Origin of the sequence: Antarctobacter albus, from assembly GCF_900101505.1 — a bacterium.
GTDB classification, from domain to species: Bacteria; Pseudomonadota; Alphaproteobacteria; order Rhodobacterales; family Rhodobacteraceae; genus Antarctobacter; species Antarctobacter albus.
The window spans coordinates 326,174-348,905 of sequence record NZ_FMZI01000001.1 but is presented as its reverse complement, the minus strand read 5'-3'; the positions used below and the strand labels follow the sequence as shown (position 1 = coordinate 348,905).

20 protein-coding genes are annotated in these 22,732 nt (G+C 64.9%); 9 read left to right on the top strand and 11 right to left on the bottom strand.

Annotation, left to right across the window (positions count from 1 at the left end):
- Window positions 1–60: 60 nt before the first annotated feature.
- From BLQ71_RS01650 to frr, 8 genes are all read right to left on the bottom strand, one after another.
- A complete protein-coding gene (locus BLQ71_RS01650; protein ID WP_074620487.1) occupies window positions 61–702 on the bottom strand; it encodes an OmpH/Skp family outer membrane protein in 642 nt (213 codons plus the stop codon).
- 7 nt (window positions 703–709) lie between these two features.
- Window positions 710–3,085 carry an outer membrane protein assembly factor BamA gene (gene bamA / locus BLQ71_RS01645; RefSeq protein WP_074620486.1) on the bottom strand — a complete coding sequence of 792 codons (2,376 nt, stop codon included), beginning with the start codon at window positions 3,083–3,085 and terminating at the stop codon, window positions 710–712.
- Between the two features lie 103 nt (window positions 3,086–3,188).
- Window positions 3,189–3,320, bottom strand: coding sequence for a hypothetical protein (locus BLQ71_RS26945; RefSeq protein ID WP_268236843.1), 132 nt, complete (start codon window positions 3,318–3,320; stop codon window positions 3,189–3,191).
- 98 nt (window positions 3,321–3,418) lie between these two features.
- Window positions 3,419–4,759 (bottom strand): RIP metalloprotease RseP, encoded by a 1,341-nt coding sequence (gene rseP, locus BLQ71_RS01640; protein ID WP_074620485.1) that lies wholly within the window; start codon window positions 4,757–4,759, stop codon window positions 3,419–3,421.
- Between the two features lie 20 nt (window positions 4,760–4,779).
- Window positions 4,780–5,973, bottom strand: a complete 1,194-nt coding sequence (gene dxr, locus BLQ71_RS01635; RefSeq protein WP_074620484.1) for a 1-deoxy-D-xylulose-5-phosphate reductoisomerase — start codon at window positions 5,971–5,973, stop codon at window positions 4,780–4,782.
- Entirely contained in the window at window positions 5,970–6,755 is a 786-nt protein-coding gene (locus BLQ71_RS01630) for a phosphatidate cytidylyltransferase (protein WP_074620483.1), read from the bottom strand. The genes dxr and BLQ71_RS01630 overlap by 4 nt, the downstream gene beginning before the upstream one ends.
- The gene (gene uppS / locus BLQ71_RS01625) at window positions 6,752–7,477 is read right to left on the bottom strand and encodes a polyprenyl diphosphate synthase (RefSeq protein WP_043139307.1); all 726 of its coding nucleotides are present in this window, start codon (window positions 7,475–7,477) and stop codon (window positions 6,752–6,754) included. Before uppS ends, BLQ71_RS01630 begins: the two co-directional genes overlap by 4 nt.
- Window positions 7,478–7,768: 291 nt before the next feature.
- Complete coding sequence (gene frr, locus BLQ71_RS01620; RefSeq protein ID WP_043139310.1) at window positions 7,769–8,332, bottom strand: ribosome recycling factor; 564 nt, start codon at window positions 8,330–8,332, stop codon at window positions 7,769–7,771.
- Between the two features lie 260 nt (window positions 8,333–8,592).
- Between frr and BLQ71_RS01615 the strand changes: the two genes are divergently transcribed.
- Window positions 8,593–9,555, top strand: coding sequence for a GlxA family transcriptional regulator (locus BLQ71_RS01615; protein ID WP_074620482.1), 963 nt, complete (start codon window positions 8,593–8,595; stop codon window positions 9,553–9,555).
- A 15-nt stretch (window positions 9,556–9,570) separates the two neighbouring features.
- On the opposite strand, the gene pyrH is transcribed toward BLQ71_RS01615, so the two are convergent.
- Window positions 9,571–10,347, bottom strand: a complete 777-nt coding sequence (gene pyrH, locus BLQ71_RS01610; RefSeq protein ID WP_052244349.1) for a UMP kinase — start codon at window positions 10,345–10,347, stop codon at window positions 9,571–9,573.
- Window positions 10,348–10,456: 109 nt separating this feature from the next.
- Between pyrH and miaA the strand changes: the two genes are divergently transcribed.
- From miaA to BLQ71_RS01580, 6 genes are all read left to right on the top strand, one after another.
- Window positions 10,457–11,362, top strand: a complete 906-nt coding sequence (gene miaA / locus BLQ71_RS01605; protein ID WP_074620481.1) for a tRNA (adenosine(37)-N6)-dimethylallyltransferase MiaA — start codon at window positions 10,457–10,459, stop codon at window positions 11,360–11,362.
- Window positions 11,362–12,216: a helix-turn-helix transcriptional regulator gene (locus BLQ71_RS01600; RefSeq protein ID WP_083342115.1), complete on the top strand. Its 855-nt coding sequence runs from the start codon at window positions 11,362–11,364 to the stop codon at window positions 12,214–12,216. The genes miaA and BLQ71_RS01600 overlap by 1 nt, the downstream gene beginning before the upstream one ends.
- Before the next feature lie 249 nt (window positions 12,217–12,465).
- Entirely contained in the window at window positions 12,466–14,136 is a 1,671-nt protein-coding gene (locus tag BLQ71_RS01595) for an ABC transporter substrate-binding protein (RefSeq protein WP_074620480.1), read from the top strand.
- A 133-nt stretch (window positions 14,137–14,269) separates the two neighbouring features.
- The gene (locus BLQ71_RS01590; protein ID WP_069211392.1) at window positions 14,270–15,406 is read left to right on the top strand and encodes an ABC transporter permease; all 1,137 of its coding nucleotides are present in this window, start codon (window positions 14,270–14,272) and stop codon (window positions 15,404–15,406) included.
- Window positions 15,407–15,416: 10 nt separating this feature from the next.
- Window positions 15,417–16,868, top strand: a complete 1,452-nt coding sequence (locus BLQ71_RS01585) for an ABC transporter permease (protein ID WP_069211393.1) — start codon at window positions 15,417–15,419, stop codon at window positions 16,866–16,868.
- Window positions 16,869–16,968: 100 nt separating this feature from the next.
- Window positions 16,969–19,056 carry a dipeptide ABC transporter ATP-binding protein gene (locus BLQ71_RS01580; RefSeq protein ID WP_074620479.1) on the top strand — a complete coding sequence of 696 codons (2,088 nt, stop codon included), beginning with the start codon at window positions 16,969–16,971 and terminating at the stop codon, window positions 19,054–19,056.
- Window positions 19,057–19,131: 75 nt separating this feature from the next.
- Here the strand turns inward: BLQ71_RS01580 and BLQ71_RS01575 are convergent, their stop codons facing one another.
- On the bottom strand, window positions 19,132–20,082 hold the full coding sequence (locus BLQ71_RS01575) for a hypothetical protein (protein WP_133065639.1): 951 nt from the start codon (window positions 20,080–20,082) through the stop codon (window positions 19,132–19,134).
- 116 nt (window positions 20,083–20,198) lie between these two features.
- Window positions 20,199–20,759, bottom strand: coding sequence for a lytic transglycosylase domain-containing protein (locus BLQ71_RS01570; RefSeq protein WP_043139433.1), 561 nt, complete (start codon window positions 20,757–20,759; stop codon window positions 20,199–20,201).
- A 200-nt stretch (window positions 20,760–20,959) separates the two neighbouring features.
- On the opposite strand from BLQ71_RS01570, the gene ssb reads away from it, so the two are divergent.
- A complete protein-coding gene (gene ssb / locus BLQ71_RS01565) occupies window positions 20,960–21,499 on the top strand; it encodes a single-stranded DNA-binding protein (protein WP_074620477.1) in 540 nt (179 codons plus the stop codon).
- A gap of 169 nt (window positions 21,500–21,668) precedes the next feature.
- Window positions 21,669–22,730: a site-2 protease family protein gene (locus tag BLQ71_RS01560; RefSeq protein WP_074620476.1), complete on the top strand. Its 1,062-nt coding sequence runs from the start codon at window positions 21,669–21,671 to the stop codon at window positions 22,728–22,730.
- Window positions 22,731–22,732 lie beyond the last annotated feature (2 nt).

The following is a 22,732-nucleotide window of genomic DNA, read 5'->3' as shown; positions in this document are numbered from 1 at the left end:
GCGGCCTTTCTTGTTTTGGCGCACCCCTAGCAACGGCAGCGGTCGGGGGCAAGCACGCCGTCAATCCTGCCCCGAGGGCGGCTCTGGCGTTTCCGGGTCCGGCGCGGAATCCGGGGCGGGATCAGGGACAGGCACGGGGTCGGGAACCGCGGGTGTGCCATCCCCGATCTGAACGTCGATCAGGGCAATGGCCCGATCGGTCACGTCGATGGCATCGGCGGCGACAAAAACCGTGCGGCGTTCAAGGATCAGCATCGCCCCGGCCTCGCGCAGCAACCCTTCGAGCACCGGCTGGGCGACGGTCAGGAACCGGCGCCGCGCCTCCTCGGTGCGGGTGCCAAGCGCCCGCGCCTTGGCATCCTGCTCGTCCCGCAGGCGCTGGACTTTTTCGTCGAAGGCATCAGCCAGAGCGCGAAATTCATCCGGCGCTAGAGTGGGACGAAGGTCGGTCAGCTCGCGCTCTTCTTCGATCAACTCGGCTTCGATCTTGCGGTTTTCCGCGGCAATCGTCCGGCCCTGCTGTTCGATCTCTTCATTTACCCGGCGGCCAAAGGCGCTTTCGGCAAAGACCCGTTCAAAGTCGATCACCAGGATCGGGGTCTGGGGCATCCCGGACACGAAGGGACTGCCCTGCCCCTGAGCGCCTGCCGCGACACCCCAGAGCGCCAGCAGCAAGACGACAAGACGGACGGCCGGACGCACGCCTGCCTCAGAACTGAGTCGAGATCGTCAGGTTGAAGTTCTGCGGCTCGTCCCACTTGGACTTCTGCAGCGCCTCGGTGAAGTTCAGGCGCAGCGGGCCGATGGCGCTCTTCCAGAAGATCGAGAAGCCGACCACGTGCCGCGCGTCAAAACCTGTGGAGACGACGGTATTGCCTGCGCCGACCTTGTTCTTGGTCGCATCACTAAGCCCCCAGACCGAGCCGATGTCGTAGAAGAGACCACCGGTGATGCCGTATTCCTCGGGCAGACCCAGCGGGAATTCCGCCTCGAAACGGGCCACGGCGTAGAAGTTGCCGCCGAGGGAGTCGTCGACCCCGCCCGGACCGATTTCACGCGGCCCGATCCCGCCCGAGCTGAACCCGCGCATGATGTCCGGTCCCAGCAGGAAACGGTCGGTCACACGGCTGTCGCCCTTGGTATAGTTCAGCGCCCCGCCTTCCAGCGTCGCCCGCAGGGTGACTTCCTCGTTCCAGACCATCGTCTGTGCGATCGCCTTGGCGCTGGTCTTGACGAAGGTCGTGTCGCCGCCCAGCCCGGCAAAATCCTGTCCGAACTCGAACCGGTAGCGGGTATTCGGATCAAGCCCCTTGCGCTGGGTGTCGAAGATGTAGGTGTAGCCCAGCGAGCTGTCGTAGCGTTCACCCTCTGCGGCTTCGGCGGTCACGATGCCGCCGACACCGGTGTCCACGCTGGTGATTTCGCCATAGTCCAGCGAATAGCGCAGCTGCAGGCGCGCCTGTTCCGCCACGGGGAACTCCAGGAACGGCTGGAACACGCCGGTTGTCGTGTCGAACACCGCGTTGTCGTTGTCGGTCTCGGTGTAGGCAAAGGTGAAGCCCAGCGAGAGATCGCGGCCAAAGAGCCCCGGCTCGACGAACCGCAGGCCGTATTGCTGTGTGTCCGCAGCGGTGTTGATCCGGAAGCTGAACGACTGGCCGCGGCCAAGGAAGTTCCGCTCGGAGAAGCTGAAGGCCGCGCCAAAACCATTCTGGGTGGAATAGGACCCGCCGAAACTGATCGAGCCGGTGGGTTTTTCCTCGACATCGACATCGACGACCACCTGCTGCGGGCTGGAGCCTTCGCGGGCCTCGACATCGGCCTTGTTGAAGAAACCGAGCGCACGGATGCGTTCCGCGCTTTCGCGGATTGCACGCGGGTTGAACGGATCGCCCTCGACCACCTCGAACTGGCGGCGGATCACACGATCCAGCGTCGTCGTGTTGCCCTCGATGTCGATGCGTTCGATGAAGATGCGTTCGCCGCGCACCAGGCGGAAATCGACATCCAGCGACAGGTCGCGATCGTTGCGGGTGACCCGCGGCTCGACCCGGACGAAGTTGAGACCCAGGTTCACCGCCAGCTTTTCAAGCCGCGCGATCTCGTTCTCGACCAGGGACGGCGAATAGACCTTGCCCTTGCGCAGGCGCACCTTGCTGCTGAACAGCTCGGCATCGACGTCGGACAGGTCCGATGTGACAGTCACTTCGCCGAACTTGAACTGCTGGCCTTCCTCGACGTTGATCGTCACGAAATAGGCATCGCGTTCCTGGCTCAGCTCGGCGTTCACGCCGGTGATACGGAAATCGACGTAGCCGCGCGACGCGTAGAAGTCTCGCAGCAGTTGCTGGTCGAATTCCAGGCGGTCCTCGATGAAGGTGTCCTTGCGGATCACGGCTCGCAGCAGGCCGGCTTGCTTGGTCTCGAGCACGCGGCGCAGGCGACGGTCGGAGTACTTTCCGTTGCCCACGAACCCGATGCGCTCAACCTCGGCGACACCGCCCTCGAAGACCTCGAATACCAGGTCGACACGGTTGTCGCTGCGGCGGATGACCTTGGGCGTGACACGGGCGGCAAGGCGGCCCTGCACCTCGTAGGCGCGGCTGACCGCAAGGGCGTCGGCCTCTGCCACGCGGGGGCTGAAGACGCGGCGCGACTGCGACTGGATCGCCTGTGCCAGGTCCTCGTCCTTGATGCGGCGGTTGCCCTCGAACGTGATGCGGTTGATCGTGGGATATTCGACAACGCGGATGGTCAGGCGCGATCCCTGAGGGACGATCTCGACGGTCTCGAACAGACCGGAGCCGAGGATGCGCTGGTAGGCGTCGTTGAGTTCGGCGGCGGAAACCCGCTGGCCGCGTGCGATTCCGGCGTAGGAGAGGATCGTGCCGGGTTCGACCCGGCGGTTGCCCTCGATGTTGACCGAGTTGAAAACATAGCTCTGGGCGTAGACGACCTGGGGGATCGTGGCGACCCCGGCCCCCATTGCCACGGCGAAACTCAGGCACACAGCCCGAGTCGCGTTGGCAACCTGATAACCCCTTGCAAGACCCGGCGCTTTACGCGCGGAAATGACCTTTGCCATTTTCGCAATCCACTTTGACATCCCGGAGTCGTGAGTATCGGGAATGCCCGTACTTGTCAAAAGCTCGGGGTCGCGAATTTGAGGAACTGTCGCCTGTCAGCGACTAGTGCAGGACGGCCCCCAGCCAGCCCCCGAAAAACAAGGCGAAGACGATGGTGCAGATATACAGCAAGCGGTCCCAGTTTATGGTGACCAGCAGGCTCATGCTTCTGTATCCGGCTTGGATCGCGGTCATGGAATCGGTCCTCGGTTGCGTGTGCAGGCACAGCACTACCGGGTGATTCAGGCAGGAGTTGGGCAGATGCCTGCCAAGATCGTGTCAGGCCCGCGCCGTCAGGGGCAGAACAGGTCGTTCGACAGGGCAAAGACCATCAGGCCCAGCACCAGCGTCAGGCCGATCGACATCAGCACCTTGAGCGCGCGGTCGCTGGGCGGACGCCCCGTGACGGCCTCGTAGGCGAAGAACACCAGGTGACCGCCGTCCAGCACCGGCACCGGGAAGAGGTTCAGCAGGCCCACGGCGGTGCTGAGCACGGCGATGAACCAGATAAAGTTCGTTGTGCCCTGGCTTGCCATGTCGCCGCTGGTCTCGGCGATGCCGATGGGGCCCGACAGGTTGCAGGTGCTGATCGCGCCAGTGGCCATGTGCCACAACCCCGAGAGCGACCCTTCGATGATCCGGCCGACCTGTGCCACGCCACCCGTCAGCGCGCTGCCGAAACCTGCCGATTCAGTCGCCGGTTCAAAGGCGACGCCGCCCACGATCCCGATACGGTAAAAGGTCTGGAATCCGCCGTCAGGCTGCGGTTCGTCCACCCGGCGCGGGGTCATCTCCTTGTCCAGGAACTCGCCATCGCGCCAGACCGTCAGCTGCAGCGTCGCCCCGTCAGAGCCTTCGACCCGTTCTTTCAGCTCGGCAAAAGCGTAGATCGGCGTGCCATCGACCTCGGTGATCACGTCCCCTGCCCGAAGGCCCGCATCGCTGGCGGCAGACCGCGGCGCGATCTGGGTGGCCAGCGGCGGATAGGTATAGGGGCCGCTGACGATCATCTCGCGCCCGTCGCGGCGCACGGTGTATTCCAGCTGTTCTTCCTGCGGCAGCGCGTCGAAATAGGCGCTCATCGTGCCATCGGCGGCATCGGGCAGAGGTGCCCCCGCGATAGCAAGGATCGTGTCGCCGGGCTGCAGTTCCTGCTGGGCGGGCAGCGGCCGCAGCTCGCCCACGGTCAGCGGTTCCATGACCTCGCCCCGGAACATCAGGACCCCGGCGAAAATCGCGATGGAGAGGACAAAGTTGAAAACCGGACCGGCAGCCACCGTGGCTGCCCGCGCCCAGAGCGGTGCGCCGGACATGGTGCTACGCATCTCGGCCTCGTCCAGCCCCTCGATCGCCTCGGCATCGACCCCGCCCGAGGCGTTGGCATCGCCCCGGAACTTGACGTAGCCACCAAAGGGAATCGCCGCCAGTTGCCACTTGGTGCCATCCCGGTCGACCCGCGACCAGAGCACCGGGCCGAAGCCCAGGCTGAAGACCTCCGGAAAGATGCCCGTCTTCTTGCCGACGATGAAATGGCCGTATTCATGTACCGCGATGATCACCGACAGCGCGACCACGAAAAAGATCACGGTCCACAACGCGCCGCCAAATTGCGGGATCAGGGTCGTCAGGTCCAAACTGCCACTCCACTCAATGTCTAGTCTTGCCAAGTTTCGTCTTGCATGACCGCAAGGGCCTCTGCCCGTGCGAGATGGTCTGCCTCGCTGACCTTATCAAGAGTAATACCGGCAGCATTGTGACCCGCCTGGGACGAAAGCCGGGTGAGGACCTCTTCGACAACGCCCGCCATGCGGGTGAAAGGAATGCGCCCCTCGATGAAACCATCCAGCGCGGTTTCCTTGGCCGCGTTAAAGACCGCGCCCATGAGCCCCCCGGCCTGCATCACCTCGCGCGCCAGCCGCAGCGCGGGCCAGCGCGTCTCGCAAGGCGCACAGAAGGTCAGTTGCCCCAGCTTGACCAGGTCCAGCCGCTCCACGGGCAGCGTCTTACGCGCCGGATGGTTGAGCGCAAAGCCGATGGCATGACGCATGTCCGGCGGTCCGACATGGGCCATCAGCGCCCCGTCGTTGAACCCGACAAGTGCGTGGATCATGGATTCCGGGTGCACGACGGTTTCGATCTTCTCGGGATCGAGGCCGAAAAATTCCCGCGTTTCAATCAGCTCCAACGCCTTGTTGAACATCGAGGCGCTGTCGATGGTGATCCGTTGCCCCATCGCCCAGTTGGGATGCGTGGCCGCCTGCTGCGGCGTGGCCTTGTCCAAGTCTTCGAGCGGCCAGTCGCGAAACGCACCGCCCGAGGCGGTTATGATGACCCGTTCGACAGCGCTCAGGTCCTCGCCGATCAGGGCCTGGAAGACGGCGGAATGTTCGCTGTCCACCGGCAGCAGCTGCGCCCCGTTTTCCTGCGCCGTGCGCAGCATCAACGGCCCGGCGCAGACCATGCTTTCCTTGTTGGCCAGCGCCAGCGTCGCCCCCTGTTCCAGCGCCCGCAGCCCCGGTTCCAGCCCGGCAGCGCCGACGATGGCGGACATGACCCAGTCGGCGGGCCGCGTGGCCGCCTCGATCAGGGCGGACCGTCCCGCCGCCGCTTGGACTTCGGACCCCGCAAGCGCCGCGCGCAGGTCCTCCAGCCGGTCCTCATGGGCAGTCACGGCGACCTGCGCCCCCAGCATCCGCGCATCGCGCGCCAGTTGGGCGACATTGGCCCCGCCGGTCAGCGCGACGACCTCATACGCGTCCCGGTCGCGTGCGATCAGGTCGATGGTGTTCTGCCCGATCGACCCGGTCGCGCCAAAGATCGAAACCCTGCGCCTGTCGCCCACGGTCATAGTGCCCCCGGAAACCCTGTGACCTGCCCCGCGATCACGATGAAGACCGCCGCACCCAGCATGCCGTCGAAACGGTCCAGCAATCCGCCGTGTCCGGGCAGCAGGTTCGAGCTGTCCTTGACGCCCGCACGCCGCTTGATTGCGCTTTCGGCGATGTCCCCGATCTGCGACGCCATGCTGACCGCTATGGACACGCCGATCAGCCCCATGCCCGCCTGTGTCAGCCCGGCAAAGACCAGACCGACCACCGCCGCGCCGATCCAGCCCGCAACCGTGCCGGACCATGTCTTGGACGGGCTGACGCGCGGCCAGAACTTGGGCCCGCCAAAGGTGCGGCCCGCGAAATAGCCCGCAACATCCGTCACCACAACGACGACCATCAGCCAGAGCATCCAGACCAGGCCGAATGCGTCACGTAGATCCATCATGGCATAGCCCGCCAGCAGGATCAGCGCGGTAAAGACCGCGTAGGTGACGCCGCCCTGCTCCATCCGCGAAAAGCCCAGCATCGAGGGCAGCATCAGCAGAGGCAACGCGAAGGCAGGCGGCAGTTCGATGGCCACAAGGGCAACTACAAACGCGGCGGCGGCCAGGATGTTCCGGCTGCGCACCCGCCCGCGATCACAGAGATGCACCAGTTCCCAGACCATGCCGCCGCAGATCACCGCGATCAGCAGGTGGAACCAGATGCCGCCCAGCCAGACCGCGGTGGCGCCGATGGCAATCATGGCCGCGGCAGAGATCAGCCGCGGCGCCAGGTCGTCCCAACGCGGCTTGCTCATGCCTTCACGGCACCGTATCGCCGGTCGCGCCCGCCGAAGGCGGCGCAGAGGCGGCCCAGTTCCTCGGGCGTGAAATCCGGCCAGAGTGTGTCGATGAATTCGTACTCGGCATAGGCCGACTGCCAGAGAAGGAAGTTGGAAATACGCGCCTCGCCGCTGGTTCGGATCACAAGGTCGGGGTCGGGCAGAACATGGGTGTCGAGGTAACGCGGCAGGGTTTCCACGTCGATCTCGGCCGGGTCCAGCTTGCCTTCCTTGACGTCCATTGCCAGGCGCTGCGCGGCGCGCGCGACCTCGTCCCGGCCGCCATAGTTCAGCGCGATGGTCAGGTTCACGCCGGTGCAATGCTTGGTGAAATCCTCGGCCTCGTCCATCAGGGCACGCAGCTTGGCGTCCAGCCGGGGACGGTCACCGATAAAGCGCACGCGGACGTTTTCCTTCACGAAGGCCTGCATCTCTTTCATGATGTAGCGGCGGAAAAGGCTCATCAGGCCCGCGACCTCGACCTGGGTGCGTTTCCAGTTCTCGGTCGAGAAGGCAAAGATGGTCAGGTATTTCACACCGTAATCCGGGCAGGCCTCGACCACCTCGCGCACGCGGCGGGCGCCGGCATGGTGGCCGAACAGGCGCGGACGGCCCCGCATGGTCGCCCAGCGGCCGTTGCCATCCATGATGATGGCCACATGCCTGGGTCCCAGGGTCTCGAGCATCGGTCTGGCCATCAAATTCCCTTCCAAGGCGAAATGCGCGGTCCTACTCATAGATCATCCCGGCGGCCGATCCAAAGCAAAGATATCGGCGGCTGACTAATCCAGTTCTGCGCGATGGAAAAGGCACCACTGTGGCAACAGCGGGCCACAGGCAAGACGATGCCGCCGAAATTCGGTAGTGCGCGCGGACGCGTCAACCCGGGCGCCCGCCCCCGCGAGGTGCGGCGGTCTTTCCGGGGCTCCGCCCTTTGACCGCCCGAAACCTCCACTGGAGGTTTCGCCTCGCTGCGCGAGGTGCGGCGGTCAAACCTGCATGATTTCTTCTTGCTTGGTCTCCAGCGCCTCGTCGACCTTCTTGATGTAGGTATCGGTCAGATCCTGCACCTCGGCCTCCCAGAGCTTCTGGTCATCCTCGGACATGCCGTCGGCCTTGGCCTTCTTGATCTTGTCCATGCCGTCGCGGCGCACGTTGCGGATCGCGACACGGGCATGTTCTGCATATTGCGCGGCCACCTTGGTCAGTTCCTTGCGGCGTTCCTCGTTCAGCTCGGGGATCGGCAGCATGATGATGGTGCCGTTCAGCTGCGGGTTGATGCCAAGGCCCGACTCGCGGATCGCCTTTTCCACCTTGCCCACAAGCCCCTTGTCCCAGACGTTGATCGTCACCATCCGCGGTTCGGGAACGTTGACGGTGCCGACCTGGTTGATCGGCGTCATCTGGCCATAGGCCTCAACCTGCACCGGCTCCAGCATCGACGCCGATGCGCGCCCGGTCCGCAACGAGGCGAATTCGGTGCGCAGGTTGGACATGCTGCCGTCCATGCGGCGCGTGAGATCGTCGGTATCGAGTTCGAAGTCTTCGGACATTCGGAGGCCCCTCGTTGATGCAGCTGTGCTCGGGAAACACTGGTTAGCCTGACCTTTAGCGCAGATCAATCGGCCTTGACCAGAGAACGTGCAACCGTTGCCCTGCCCACGGTCCGGCACCGATGGCCACGGCAAGGCCCCCATCATACACGCGCGGTCCGTTTTCGTGCAGGAAATGCCCCGCGGGATGCGGTCCGGCAAACCCTTCCTTAACCCGGCACATGGCAGAAACCGGGGCACAGCCCCACGGAACACGCGACATGCACGTTTGTCTCATCCTTTTTCCCGGTTTCCCGATGCTGGCCCTGTCGCTGGTGCGCGAAGTGCTGCGCCTTGCCAATGCGCAGGCCGAACAGCGCCTGTTCACTCTGACGGTCCGGACGGTCAACGGCGCGGCGGTGACCGATCGTGACGGGACACAGGTGGCCGGCGCGCTGCCCCACTGGCACGGGGCGCAGGGGTTCGACCTTGTGCTGCTCTGCGCAGGTGAGGCGCCCCTGACCGCACTGCCGATGGGATTGCGTGCCTTTCTTTTAAGGGCGGATGCCGCCGGGGCGACCCTGGGCGGATTGGACACGGGCGGCACGATCCTTGCCCGCCTGGGGTTCCTCGATGGTCGAGAGGCCGTCCTGCCCGACAGCGCCCCGGCCGAATTGCCAGAGAACGTCAAACGTATCGCGCTCAGCCGGGCACCTTTTGCCCTTGACCGACAGCGCCTGACGACGGCGGGCGGATTGGCGGTGGCGGATGCGTTGACGGCCTGGATCGCGCGGGCGCAGGGACCTGCGCTCGCAGCCGACACGGCAGAGGCGCTGGCTCATGGGCGTATGCGCGACGCGGGCCGCTGTCAGCGCATGGCGATCACCGCCGATCCATTGCTGGAACGGATGCAATCCATCATGGCCGCCCGGATCGAGGCGCCGATCGCCGTCGAGAAGGTCGCCACGGAACTGGGGCTCAGCCCCAAGCAATTGCGCCTGCGCTGTCGCAAGGGTCTGAACCGGACGCCGGCGCAGATCTACCTGGACCTGCGGCTGGCGCGGGCGGAACAGCTTGTCTCGGAAACCACGCTACCCGTCTCGGAAATCGCCAGGGCCGCCGGTTTCGCCTCTCCGTCGGCCTTCACCCGCAGCTACCACGCAAGATTTGGCGCACCGCCTCGCAGGCCCCGACACAGCGGCGTGGCGCGCACCGAAAGCGAACATGCCGCGACGCGCCGTTGAGACCCTGTTGCGCCTTCAGGCCGGAGACGGACCCGGGATGTCCGGGCGGGCCGAGGGTTTCTCGACCACCCGGGTGCAGGTCCCCTGCCCGGCCAGGATGCCGCGAAAGCCGCCCGGCTCATCCAGCGAAAAGACGATGATCGGCATGTTGTTGTCCCGTGCCAGCGCGATGGCCGAGGCGTCCATGACCTTGAGGTTCTTCGACAGGACCTCGTCAAAGGTCACCTCGTCATAGCGCTTGGCCTCGGGGTGCTGGCGCGGGTCCATGTCATAGACACCGTCGGTGCCGTTCTTGCCCATGATGATCGCCTCGCAGGCCATTTCATTGGCCCGCAGCGCAGCGGCGGTATCGGTGGTGAAATAGGGGTTGCCCGTGCCGGCGGCAAAGATGCAGACCCGCTTCTTCTCCAGGTGGCGCACTGCGCGGCGACGGATGTAAGGTTCCGCCACCTCGTCCATGCGGATGGCGCTGATGACCCGTGTGAAGACGCCCAGGCCCTCCAGCGCCGACTGCATCGCCAGCGCGTTCATCACCGTGGCCAGCATGCCCATGTAATCGGCGGTGGTGCGCTCCATCCCCTGCGCGCTGCCTGCCAGCCCGCGAAAGATGTTGCCACCCCCGATCACCATGCAGATCTCGACGCCCAGTTCCTGGACCGCCTGCACTTCCTTGGCGATGCGCTGAACGGTCGGCGGGTGCAGGCCAAAGCCCTGGTCCCCCATGAGCGCCTCCCCCGAAATCTTGAGCATCACGCGTTTGAAAGTGGTTTGCGGGGTGCCGGCTTCGGTCATGTTGCGCTCCGTCGTGGCGGGGATATGATCGCGCGCATATGTGGCGGAAAACCGCTCGGGCTGCAATGGCCCAGCGGCACTGCCGGGCAGGACCGGGACAGGCAACCCAATGCGTGACAAATCGGCAATCGAGGCATGCCTCGCGGCCTGCGTGCCGGATCGCCCTGTGCTGATCGCCGGTCCGACCGCCAGCGGAAAGTCAGCGCTGGCCCTGGCCATTGCCGAACGTCAGGGCGGAATCATCGTCAATGCCGACGCGATCCAGGTGTTTTCGGACTGGCGGGTACTGACCGCACGCCCCTCGGCCGAGGACGAGGCCCGCGCGCCGCACGCACTATATGGCCACGTCCCCGGCGATCATGCCTATAGCGTGGGCGAATGGCTGCGAGAGGCGGCTACTTTTCTGAACGCTCCCGAACGGCCGATTTTCACCGGCGGCACTGGGCTGTACCTGACCGCGCTCACCGAAGGGCTGGCAGAAATCCCGCCGACCCCGCCGCAAGTCAGGGCCGAAGGCGAGGCCATGCTGGCGGACCGGGGCCTGCAGGCCATGATCGCGGATCTGGACGAGCGAACCGCCGCGCGGATCGACCTCGACAATCCCGCGCGCGTGGCCCGCGCCTGGGAGGTGCTGCGCGCCACCGGACGCGGGTTGGCCGACTGGCAGGCAGAAACGCCGCCGCCCCTGCTGCCGCTCGACCAGGCCAATGCCTTCGTCGTGGAGGCCCCGAAGGATTGGCTGACACCGCGCATCGCGCGCCGATTTGACCAGATGATCGACGCAGGAGCGCTGGACGAGGCGCGCGCCAACCGCCCCGGGTGGAGCCCCGACCGCCCCTCGGCCAAGGCCATCGGCGCGGCGGAACTCATGGCGTATCTCGACGGGGACATGACGCTGGCAGCGGCCAAGGAACGCGCCACCATCCTCACCCGGCAATTCGCCAAGCGCCAAAGAACATGGTTTCGCGCTCGCATGGGACACTGGCACAGCCTGTCGGCAAGGGACCTGGCCTGATGTCGCGGCCCGGCTTCCTGAACAAGCCCATGCCACCCGCGCCGCCGCGTTCCAAGGGCGAAGTGCGCAGCGGGTCCTACGCGCTGGAGGTGCAGGGCGCGCCCTGGAAATTCACGCTCCTGCACGACCGGCCAGAGGATATGCTGCTCTGGGTGACACGCGGACAGGGACGGGTCATCGTCAACGGTATTCTGCGCGGCATCTCGACCAACAACGCGTTGTTCCTGCCCGCTGGCACGCTGTTTTCCATAGAGATGCAGCAAGGGACTCAGGCACTGTTCGTCCAGAGCCCTGCGGGGCTCAGCCCCTACATGCCGCATGCCCCCCTGCTGCTGCGGGTACGCGACAGCCTCTCACAGGCGGAACTGACCGGCACCATCGACGCGATGAACCGGGAAAACAGCCAGAAGCGTCCGATGCTGCAAGAGGCGCTGGCCGCGCATGTCGGGCTGATCGCCGTCTGGCTGCATCGACAGGTGCAGGCCGGCGCCACGGACATACCACCCGAAAGCGCCGCGCAGCGGCTGGTCCGGCGCTATGCCCAGTCCGTGACACGCGAGTTCCGCGACCCCAAGGTCATGGGCCAGTACGCAGAGGCACTGGACGTCACGCCGACCCATCTCAGCCGGGTCTGCCGGGGGTGCTGCGGCAAGACCGCCGCCGACATCCTGACCGAGCGCAAGCTGCACGCCGCGCGCCTGGCCCTGGAAAGCCCGACTCCCGCGGTCAAGGAGGTGGCGCGGTCCCTTGGCTTTGCCTCGCCGGCCTATTTCACCCGCTTCATCCAGAGCCATACGGGCCAAACGCCCTCGGCCCTGCGGGCCGCAACCCGGCGTCCCGCGGTCCGGGCCTGAGCGCGCGGCTTTCGACTCGGGGTCCCGGGGTCGTGACTTGCACTGAGGGCCGTGTCGCTTTTGAATAAGCCTCATGTCGGTTTTCGACTCCAAAAGGACGATAGCGGGCGTTGACTAGGCAAGCCTTCTCGTGCGCAATGACGTGCAGCGTGGGGCCAGGACGCCGGGGAACACGGGACTTCCCCCAACGACAAAGGCCGACCAACCGGACCCCCCGGCTGAACATAGAAAAGTCACAGGGAGAAAAATATGACATCGATGGACAACCTGCAGCGGGTACACCCGGCTGCGAAGATGTACGCCAAGGAGTTCAAGCAGGGCCTTCTGGACCGCCGCGAGTTCATGGCGCGCACCACCGCGCTGGGCCTGACCTCTGCGGCCGCCTACGCATTGGGCGGGCTGCAGCAGCCTGCGCAGGCAGCGGCCCATGCGCAGCAGGGTGGCACGATCCGCTACCAGATGGAGGTTCGCGCGCTCAAGGATCCGCGCACCTACGACTGGACCCAGATCGCGACTTTCACCTCGGGCTGGCTGGAGTATCTCGTCGAGTACAACAATGACGGTTCGTTCGAACCCATGCTGCTGGCAAGCTGGGAAGCCAACGAGGACGCGACCGAATACACCCTGAACGTCCGCCAGGGCGTGAAGTGGAACAACGGCGACGATTTCACCGCCGAGGACGTGGCCCGCAACATCGCGATGTGGTGCGAAAGCGAGGTCGAAGGCAACTCGATGGCCGCACGTATGGGCTCGCTGATCGACCCCGAGACCAAGAAGGCCGCCGATGGCGCCATCGAGGTGGTCGACAGCCACACAGTCAAGCTGCGCTGCTCGGCGCCCGACATCACCATCATCCCCGGCTTTGCCGACTACCCGGCGGCGATCGTGCATTCGAGCCATGATGCCAACAACATGCTGGCCAACCCGATCGGCACCGGCTTCATGCTGCCGGAAAGCCATGAGGTCGGCGTCAAGGGCGTGCTGGTGCGCAACGAGGATCACGACTGGTGGGGTTACGCCGCCGGCAAGGGCGGCTATATCGACCGGATCGAGTTCATCGACTACGGTCAGGACCCGGCGGCCTTCATCGCCGCCTTCGAGGCCGAAGAGATCGACATGAACTGGGAGTCTGTCGGCGAATTCGTCGACATCTTCGACAGCATCGGCCTGACCCGCTCGGAAATCCCCTCGGGCTTTACCATCTGCATCCGTCCGAACCAGCTGGCCGAGGATGCAGACGGCAACAAGATCTACGGCGACAAGCGCGTGCGCCAGGCCCTGGCGATGGCGGTCGACAACAACGTCTGCCTGGAACTGGGCATGGCAGGGTATGGCATCCACGCCGACAACTGCCACGTCGGACCGATGCACCCCGAGCACGATGCCTCCGTCACCCGCATTCCGCATGATCCGGCGCGCGCGCTGGAGCTCATCAAGGAAGCGGGCATGGAGGACTTCGAGCACGAAGTGCAGTCCATCGACGACGACTGGCGCCGCAACACCACGGCCGCCGTGGTTGCCCAGCTCAACGATGCCGGCATCAAGGCCCGCCATACGGTCCTGCCCGGGTCGACCTTCTGGAACGACTGGACGAAATACCCGTTCTCGTCGACCAACTGGAACCACCGCCCGCTGGGCACGCAGGTTCTGGCCCTGGCCTATACCTCGGGCGCGGCCTGGAACGAGAGCGGCTTTGCCAACGCCGAATTCGACGCCCTGTTGGCCGAGGCGAACTCGATCGCCGATGCCGACAAGCGCCGCGAGGTGATGAGCAAGCTGCAGGCGATCATGATCGAAGAAGGCGTGACCATCCAGCCGTACTGGCGGACCGCGATGCGCCACCACCGGGACAACCTGGTGGGTGTGGACAAGCACATCGCCGACCTGCCGCAGCTTTACAAGTTCGGCATTACGGCCTGACGGCTGACGCCCAGGCGGGCCGCGCGAGAGGATCGCGCGGCCCATTTTCGTCCCGGTCCGCGCGACACCAGCGGATCCAGCAGCCAAAAGAGGCCGGAGAACTACCGGTCCAAAGCCACCAACGGGGGCACCAATGGGTCTTTTCATCCTCAGGCGCGTGGGGGTCATGCTAATGACCGCTTTTTGCCTGACGTTCATCGTCTTCGTGATGACGAACCTCTATCCAAATCTGGAAAAACTCGCGAAATCCGAAGGCAACTTCCGGATGACCGACATCGAGGTCGCCACCTGGCTGTCCAACAATGGCTATCGGTCGCCGCTGGACGACCAGTTACTGGCCGATCTGAACGCGGGCCGCATCACCCAGGCGGAAGCCTCGGAACAGGTCAACACCGGCTTTGATCCCCGCATCTTCCGCAACTACGCGGAATGGCTAGGTGTTTACCCGGGGTGGACGCGGGTCGACCGGGACGGGAACCAGCGTGGCCGCTGCATCCTGCCCGGCAGCGATCCGGCAGAGGCTCCGACCTTCTGCGGCGTCCTGCAGGGGCATTGGGGATGGTCCACGGTGTCCAAGGCCCCCGTGACCGAGGCGCTGGGCACGCGGATGGGGAACACCGGGTTCCTGATGCTCTGCGTGATGCTGCTGATGATCCCGTCGGCCCTGATCGTCGGCGTGCTGGCCGGGATGCGCGAGGGATCGGCCCTGGACCGTACGCTGTCTACCTTTTCGATCACCACCACGGCGACGCCGGAATACGTCTCGGGCGTCCTCTTCATCGCGATCTTCACCTCGTCAGCAGTGGGCCTGAAGTGGTTCAAGGGCACGGCCACCAGCGCGATGGAAAACCCGAACTTCGAGAACTTCTTTCTGCCGGTGCTGACCATCGCGCTTTACGGCATGGGCTACATCGCACGGATGACGCGCGCCTCGATGGCCGAGGTCATGACCGCGCAATACATCCGCACCGCGCGCCTCAAGGGCGTGAGTTTCGGCAACATCGTGATGAAACACGCCCTGCGCAACGCGCTGATCGCGCCCTTTACCGTGATCATGCTGCAGTTCCCCTGGCTGTTGAACGGCGTCGTGATCGTCGAGACCCTGTTCCAGTACAAGGGCGTCGGCTGGGAGCTGGTCCGCGCGGCGGGCAACAACGACATCGAGATGCTGCTGGCGATCTCGGTGGTTTCGGTCTTCGTGGTCCTGGTGACGCAGCTGATCTCCGACATCGGCTATGTCTACCTGAACCCGCGGATCAGCGTGACCTGAGGAGGCAAGAATGGATCCCTTGACATGGACCGGCGGCCTCGGGCCCGTCCTTAACCCAATCTTGACCATCCTGGTGCCCGTTTTCGCGGTCGCCCTCGTGGCCAAGATCATCCTGTCCTTCTTCGAGCCGGACACCGGCATCCAGACCAACCCGGACGGCACGATCATCGCCACCGGCGGTATCTGGGGCCTGTCCGCGAAGCTGGTGACCTGGCTGGGGCTGGCGCTCTTGCTGGTGGTGCTGGCCTATATCGTGGCAGGCGCCGCGATGGGCACAGGCGCCGGGATCATCGGCGGCATCAGCCGACAGTTCGTTCCCGTCTGGATCGCCCTGGTCCTGACCTTCGTCGTCTCGATCCAGTTCAAGCGCAGCCTCGGTCTCTATGGCAAGCTCTTCGACTCGATGATCGGGATGATCGGCTTTGGCCTGGTGATGTTCTGGGTCTACACGGCATTCTTCTACGGCGCCTTCGACATGATCGCCACGCATGACCCGCTGAGCCAGGTCTCCGGCATGAAGAACAAGGTGCCCGGCACCCCCCTGCGCGGCGCCGAGGACGGCGACTTTCAGTGGTATCTCTTTGGCGGCGACAACCTTGCGCGCGACATCTTCAGTCGCGTCGTGGCGGGGTCGACCATCGTGATCGCCATTGCACCGCTGGCCACGCTCTTTGCCTTCATGGTTGGGATCACGCTGGGCCTGCCCGCCGGTTACTACGGCGGTCGCCTGGACACGGCGCTGAGCTTTTTCGCCAACCTGATCCTCGCCTTCCCGGTCATCCTGCTGTTCTACCTGCTGGTGACACCGGAAATCGTGGCGACGGGCCTGCCGCAGTTCATGGCGGTGGTGCTGTTCCTCTTTCCGCTGATCTTTGCGGGCGTGCTGATCCACTCGCGCTACCGCACCCAGCCGCAAAAGGATTACATCTGGCTGGCAGTCATCCTGGTCCCGATGTTCCTGGTCTACATGTCCGTGATCAACAACCCGGACCCGACCGCCTCGCGGATCACCTTCTGGCCGTTCGATTTCTTCGACGTGCCCGGCGGTGTGCTGGTGGTCTTCGTCTCGGTGGTCTTCGTGAACTCGCCCACGGTGTTCCGCATCGTGCGGGGCCTGACGATGGACATCAAGACGCGCGACTATGTCGCCGCGGCGCAGACCCGGGGCGAGCGTCCCTGGTACATCATGCTGTGGGAGATCCTGCCCAACGCGCGCGGGCCGCTGATCGTCGATTTCTGCCTGCGCATCGGCTACACGACGATCCTGCTGGGAACGCTGGGTTTCTTCGGGCTTGGCCTGCCGCCGGAAAGCCCGGACTGGGGCTCGACGATCAACGAGGGGCGCAAGCTGCTCTCGATCTACCTGCACCCGGCCCTGCCGCCGGCGCTGGCGCTGCTGAGCCTGGTTCTGGGATTGAACCTGCTGGCAGACGGGCTGCGCGAGGAATCCCTGCGGGATTAATGGAAGGAAAGGCTGGGGGCTCCGCCCCCAGACCCCCGGGTGTATTTGGACCAAGAAGAAACCAAGGAGGTTTCTCGGTCCCTCCGACAGGGAGAGTGACATGACAGACGATTACGACGGGCCGATCCTAGAGATCGACGACCTTTCGATTTCCTTCTTCACCCGGCTGCGCGAGATTCCGGCGGTGATGGATTTCTCGGTCCGGGTCAGGCCGGGTGAGGCGGTAGGCCTCGTGGGCGAGTCCGGCTGCGGCAAGTCTACCGTGGCGCTGGGGGTGATGCAGGACCTTGGCAAGAACGGCCGCATCGTCGGCGGTTCGATCAAGTTCAAGGGCCGCAACCTGAACGAGATGAGCCAGGAAGAGCTGCGCCACATCCGCGGCTCGGAGATCGCGATGATCTACCAGGAGCCGATGGCCAGCCTGAACCCGGCGATGAAAATCGCCAAGCAGCTCATGGAAGTGCCCATGATCCACAAGGGCGTCAGCAAGGAAGAGGCCTACGAGCGCGCCCTGCAGGTGGTCACGGACGTCAAGCTGCCCGACCCCAAGCGCATCCTCGACAGCTATCCGCACCAGTTGTCGGGCGGACAGCAGCAGCGGATCGTGATCGCGCTGGCCCTGATGGCGGAACCGGCACTCCTGATCCTGGACGAGCCGACCACGGCGCTGGACGTGACCGTCGAGGCCGCGGTTGTGCAGCTGGTCAAGGAACTGGGCGAGAAATACGGTACTTCGATGCTGTTCATCTCGCACAACCTGGGCCTGGTGCTGGAGACCTGCGACCGGATCTGCGTGATGTATTCCGGCGAAGCGGTCGAGACCGGAAGCATCGAGGACGTCTTCGACAAGATGCAGCACCCCTACACGCAGGCGCTGTTCCGCTCAATCCCCCTGCCCGGCGCGGACAAGAACGCGCGCCCGCTGGTGGCGATCCCGGGCAACTTTCCCCTGCCGCATGAACGCCCGCCGGGCTGCAACTTTGGTCCCCGCTGCGATTATTTCGAGGCCGGGCGCTGCGACGCGATGGACCGGATTCCGATGGAGGACGTCCCCGGGGACGACCGGCACCGCTCACGCTGCCTGAAGTTCCAGGAAATCGACTGGAACGCACCGCTGGTCAGCACATCGACCAACGAGAAGGCGGAACCGGGCAAGGTCGTGCTCAAGATGGACAACCTCAAGAAATACTACGAGGTGGCCGCCAACGCGCTGTTCGGCAGTTCCGGCGAAAAGAAGGTGGTCAAGGCCAACGAGACCCTGAGTTTCGAGGCGCGCGAATCCGAGACGCTGGCCATCGTCGGCGAATCCGGCTGCGGCAAGTCGACCTTTGCCAAGGTGCTGATGGGGCTGGAAACGGCCACGGACGGACAGATCCTTCTGGACAACCGCAACATCGAAAGCACGCCCATCGAACGGCGCGACACGCAGACCGTGGCGGACGTGCAGATGGTGTTCCAGAACCCCTTCGATACGCTCAACCCCTCGATGACGGTGGGGCGGCAGATCATGCGGGCGCTGGAGATCTTCGAACACGGTAATTCCGACGAGGACCGCCGGCAGGAGATGCTGCGTCTGCTGGACCTGGTGAAGCTGCCGCGCGCCTTTGCCGAACGGATGCCGCGCCAGCTGTCGGGCGGTCAGAAACAGCGGGTCGGGATCGCGCGGGCCTTTGCCGGCGGTGCGCGGATCGTCGTGGCGGACGAGCCCGTCTCGGCGCTGGACGTGTCGGTTCAGGCGGCGGTCACGGACCTGCTGATGGAGATCCAGCGCGAGCAGAAGACGACGCTTCTGTTCATCAGCCACGACCTGTCGATCGTGCGCTATCTCAGCGACCGGGTCATGGTGATGTACCTTGGTCATGTGGTCGAGCTGGGCACGACCGATCAGGTCTTCTCGCCGCCTTATCACCCCTACACCGAGGCGCTGCTGTCGGCGGTGCCGATCGCCGACACGCATGTGGAAAAGACCCATATCGTGCTGGAAGGCGACATTCCCTCGGCGATGAATCCGCCCCCTGGCTGTCCGTTCCAGACGCGCTGCCGCTGGAAGGACAAGGTTCCCGGCGGGCTGTGCGACAAGGAAGTGCCGCCGGTGCGCGTGATGGCCGATGGTCACCAGATCAAGTGCCACCTCGCGGACAGCGAGTTTGACGCGATGGAACCGGTCATCAAGATCGCGGCGGAATGATCCTGCCCTGCGCCGGGCCAGGTGGCCCGGCGCAGGCTCCTTGCCAGGCCGCGCGACCAGGGTAGTCAGAGTACCCTAGCCGACCAGGCGTCTCGCCTCGCGTTCTCCGCCATCGCGCGCCTTGCGGATATGGTAGGGAGAGATCGACGAGTGTTCGAGCAGATCGCGCTGCTGTTTCAGCGTGATCGGGCGCAGGAACAGAAAATCGGTATAGAGCTCGTGTATGCCACTGCCCTGCACCTGCAATTCCTCGCCCTCGATCCGGAGCCTGACCGGCCCCGAACCGCGCAACTGGGGCAGGACGGCGTCAAAGGCCTTGGCGCTGAGCGGATGAAAGCGGCACCCGCCCTTGCCCAGGGTGATCACCAGCCCCTCGACCAGTTTGCCCCCCACCTCGAGGTCGGCGGCGATGCGACAGGCCTTGCGGTTGTAAAGCAACGCCATGATCCAGCGATACCCGGTGTCGATCAGCACCAGCAAGGAAATGAACCCGACCATCAGAACGACGACCGCACCGGCGGCAAACAGCTTTTCTTCCTGCGCGCGACGCTCGATCTCAGACCAGGCGCCGCTGGCCTTGGAAAAGACACCGCCGTCGCGCCCGCTTTGCATGCGCTGAAAGATCGACGTCCCGGATGTCACACAGGCCAGCGTGGTCTGCTGGTCAAGGTCGCGCAACAGGGCCGACAGGCGGGCCGGATTGTATTGGCCCCCATTTGCCAACCGCTCGGCCTCGGCCAGGACGTTGATGGCAACGGGGGCGACACTGTCCATCCCGCTGTCGGTCAGGGCGTCGAGGATTCGCGCCTCTGACAGGCTGTCCAGCTGTGCCCCCAACCGGGCCGTCATGGCCGGCGGCAGATCGGAGCGATCCGCCGGCAGAACCGCAAGCGTGCGGGCGACGCCCATCAACTCTCCGGGCACCTGGCACCCCTGGGCCACGACCGCAGAGGCACTGGCCAGCAAAGACAGGACAAGACATATCAGCGCAGCGCCCCGGCGCCCCGCGTTCAAGATCCACCACAAGTGATGATTCCCCATTCCACCGTTCCCGCGATCAGAGCGACGACGGAATGCAGTCTGGCAGCAAAGGCATAACCAAGGTTTAAGCCGCGCCGGCTTCGGCCCGGTTTGAGCCCGCGTCAGCCCCCGAGAATGATTTTGACGTAGTTGCGGGTCTCTCGATACGGCGGCACACCCTTGTGCTTGGTCACGGCACCGGGACCGGCATTGTAGGCCGCAAGCGCCAGGCGCCAGCTGCCGAACTTCTGGAACTGCTGCTTGAGGTAGCGCGCTCCGCCTTCGAGGTTCTGCGCCGGGTCATGCGGATCGACCCCCAGGCGCCGCGCGGTATCCGGCATCAGCTGGGCCAGCCCGATTGCGCCCTTGTGCGACTTTGCCTTGGGATTGAACCGGGATTCCTGGTTCACAAGCCGCAGGAACAGGTCTTCGGGGATGCCGTGCTTGCGCGCGGCCACGCGCGCCATCTGAGCATATTCCCCGTTGTAGCGCCCGCGGTAGACGGGCAAATCGCCATCGGTATCCGGACCCCACTTGGTGGGCGTGACCACCTTTGGCGGCTGCAGCCGGATAGAGCTTTTGTACTGCTGCGCCGCGCGGTTATCGAGCACCTTGGTCTGACTGGAAAAGATGTGAGATCGGTTCTTGGTTGACAGGACGTCGGCCCATGCGCCTCCTGCCATGACCCCCAGGGCCAGCCCCAATCCGGCCGTGCGAAAACCCGCGCGCAACATGCCACTATCCCCCTAAATCAAAACTTACGGTTGCGACTATACGCATTTTCGGCGATTTCGCCAGTGCCGCCGGGGCGCACCTTTCGCGTGGTTCCATGATGGGTGTAGTCTCGGCGGATCAGCGCCGATGAGATTCGAAGGGGAGATACATGGCCGGTTCCGTGAACAAGGTGATCCTGGTGGGCAACCTCGGGAGAGATCCCGAGACGCGCACCTTCCAGAACGGCGGCAAGGTCTGCAACCTGCGCATCGCCACCTCGGAAAACTGGAAGGATCGCAACACCGGCGAGCGCCGCGAGCGGACCGAATGGCACTCGGTTGCCATCTTTTCGGAACCTCTCGCCCGCATCGCCGAGCAATACCTGCGCAAAGGGTCCAAGGTCTATATCGAGGGCCAGCTGGAAACCCGTAAATGGCAGGACCAGAACGGTCAGGACCGCTATTCGACAGAGGTCGTGCTGCGCCCCTACCGCGGTGAACTGACCCTTCTCGACAGCCGCAGCGAAGGCGGCGGCGGTGGCTTTGGCGGCGGATCGGGTGGCGGCTACGGTGGTGGTGGCGGTGGCTACGACGACCGCGGCGGCTACGACGATCCGGGTTACGGCGGTGGATCGGGTGGCGGCTCTGGCGGCGGTTCGGGTCCGTCCCGGGCGCCCGCGCGCGACATCGACGACGAAATCCCGTTCTGATGTGCATGGTCGGCCGGTCGGTCGGCCTTGCCAGACCTGGCCGGACATTCGAACGGCGCCTGCCCCAGCGGCAGGCGCCGTTTCGTTTTGGGCGTGACGTTGCGCACGGTAGCGCCCCACCGGATCAGGTCTTATCTCTGGCGCAACAAACTGTCCGACAGGAGACGACATGACCTGGACCTTCCGCCTTGGCCACCTTCTCGGGTCCGAACTGCGCGTGCACGCGACCTTTTTCCTGCTGCTGGCCTGGGTGGCTGCCGCCGCCTGGGCGGAAAGCGGCCCAGCGGCGGCGCTGGACAACACGCTGTTCATCCTGGCGCTGTTCGGCTGTGTCGTGGCGCATGAATACGGCCACGCGCTGATGGCACGGCGTTATGGCATCAAGACACCGGACATCACGCTGTTGCCCATCGGCGGCATGGCCCGGATGGAAAGGATGCCCGAGAACCCGGCACATGAGATCGCGGTGGCCCTGGCCGGTCCGGCGGTGAACGTGGTCATCTGGGGCCTATTGATCGTCTTTGGCGCCTCGACAGAGATGGAAGCCCTGGCCGATCCGACGAACCCGCAGGATTTACTGGGCCGGCTGGCGGCGGTGAACCTCTTCCTGGCGGTCTTCAACCTGATCCCGGCCTTCCCGATGGATGGCGGGCGCGTGCTGCGGGCGGCCCTGTCGATGAGCATGGACCGGGTGCGCGCCACCCGCGTCGCCGCGACAGCCGGACAGATCGCGGCCTTTCTCTTCGGCTTCGTCGGGCTGACCTCGGGCAACCTGATCCTGCTGTTGATCGCGCTCTTCGTCTTTGTCGCCGCCCAGGCCGAGGCGCGGGACGTCGAAAGCCGCGACCTGGCCGAGGGCCTGCACCTGCGCGACGCGGTCATCACCAGCTTCGAAAGCCTGTCGCCCTCGGACCCGATGCATGTCGCCGCCCAGACCCTGATCCGCACCACGCAGCATGAGTTTCCCGTCCTGCATGCCGATGGGCGGCTGGCCGGGTTCCTGACCCGGCAGGCCCTGTTTCGCGCGATGGCCGAGGGACACAACACCCATCCCGTCGGCGAAGAAATGGAAGAGGTCCCGGCCCTGCCCCTGTCGGCCCCGCTGGCCAAGGCTATGGACGCGCTGCAACAGGCACCCGCCGTCGCGGCAACAGACGCCGGCGGGCACGTCGTGGGCTATGTCACCTCGGAGAACCTGGGCGAACTGATGGTGCTGCGCAGCCGAAAGTGACC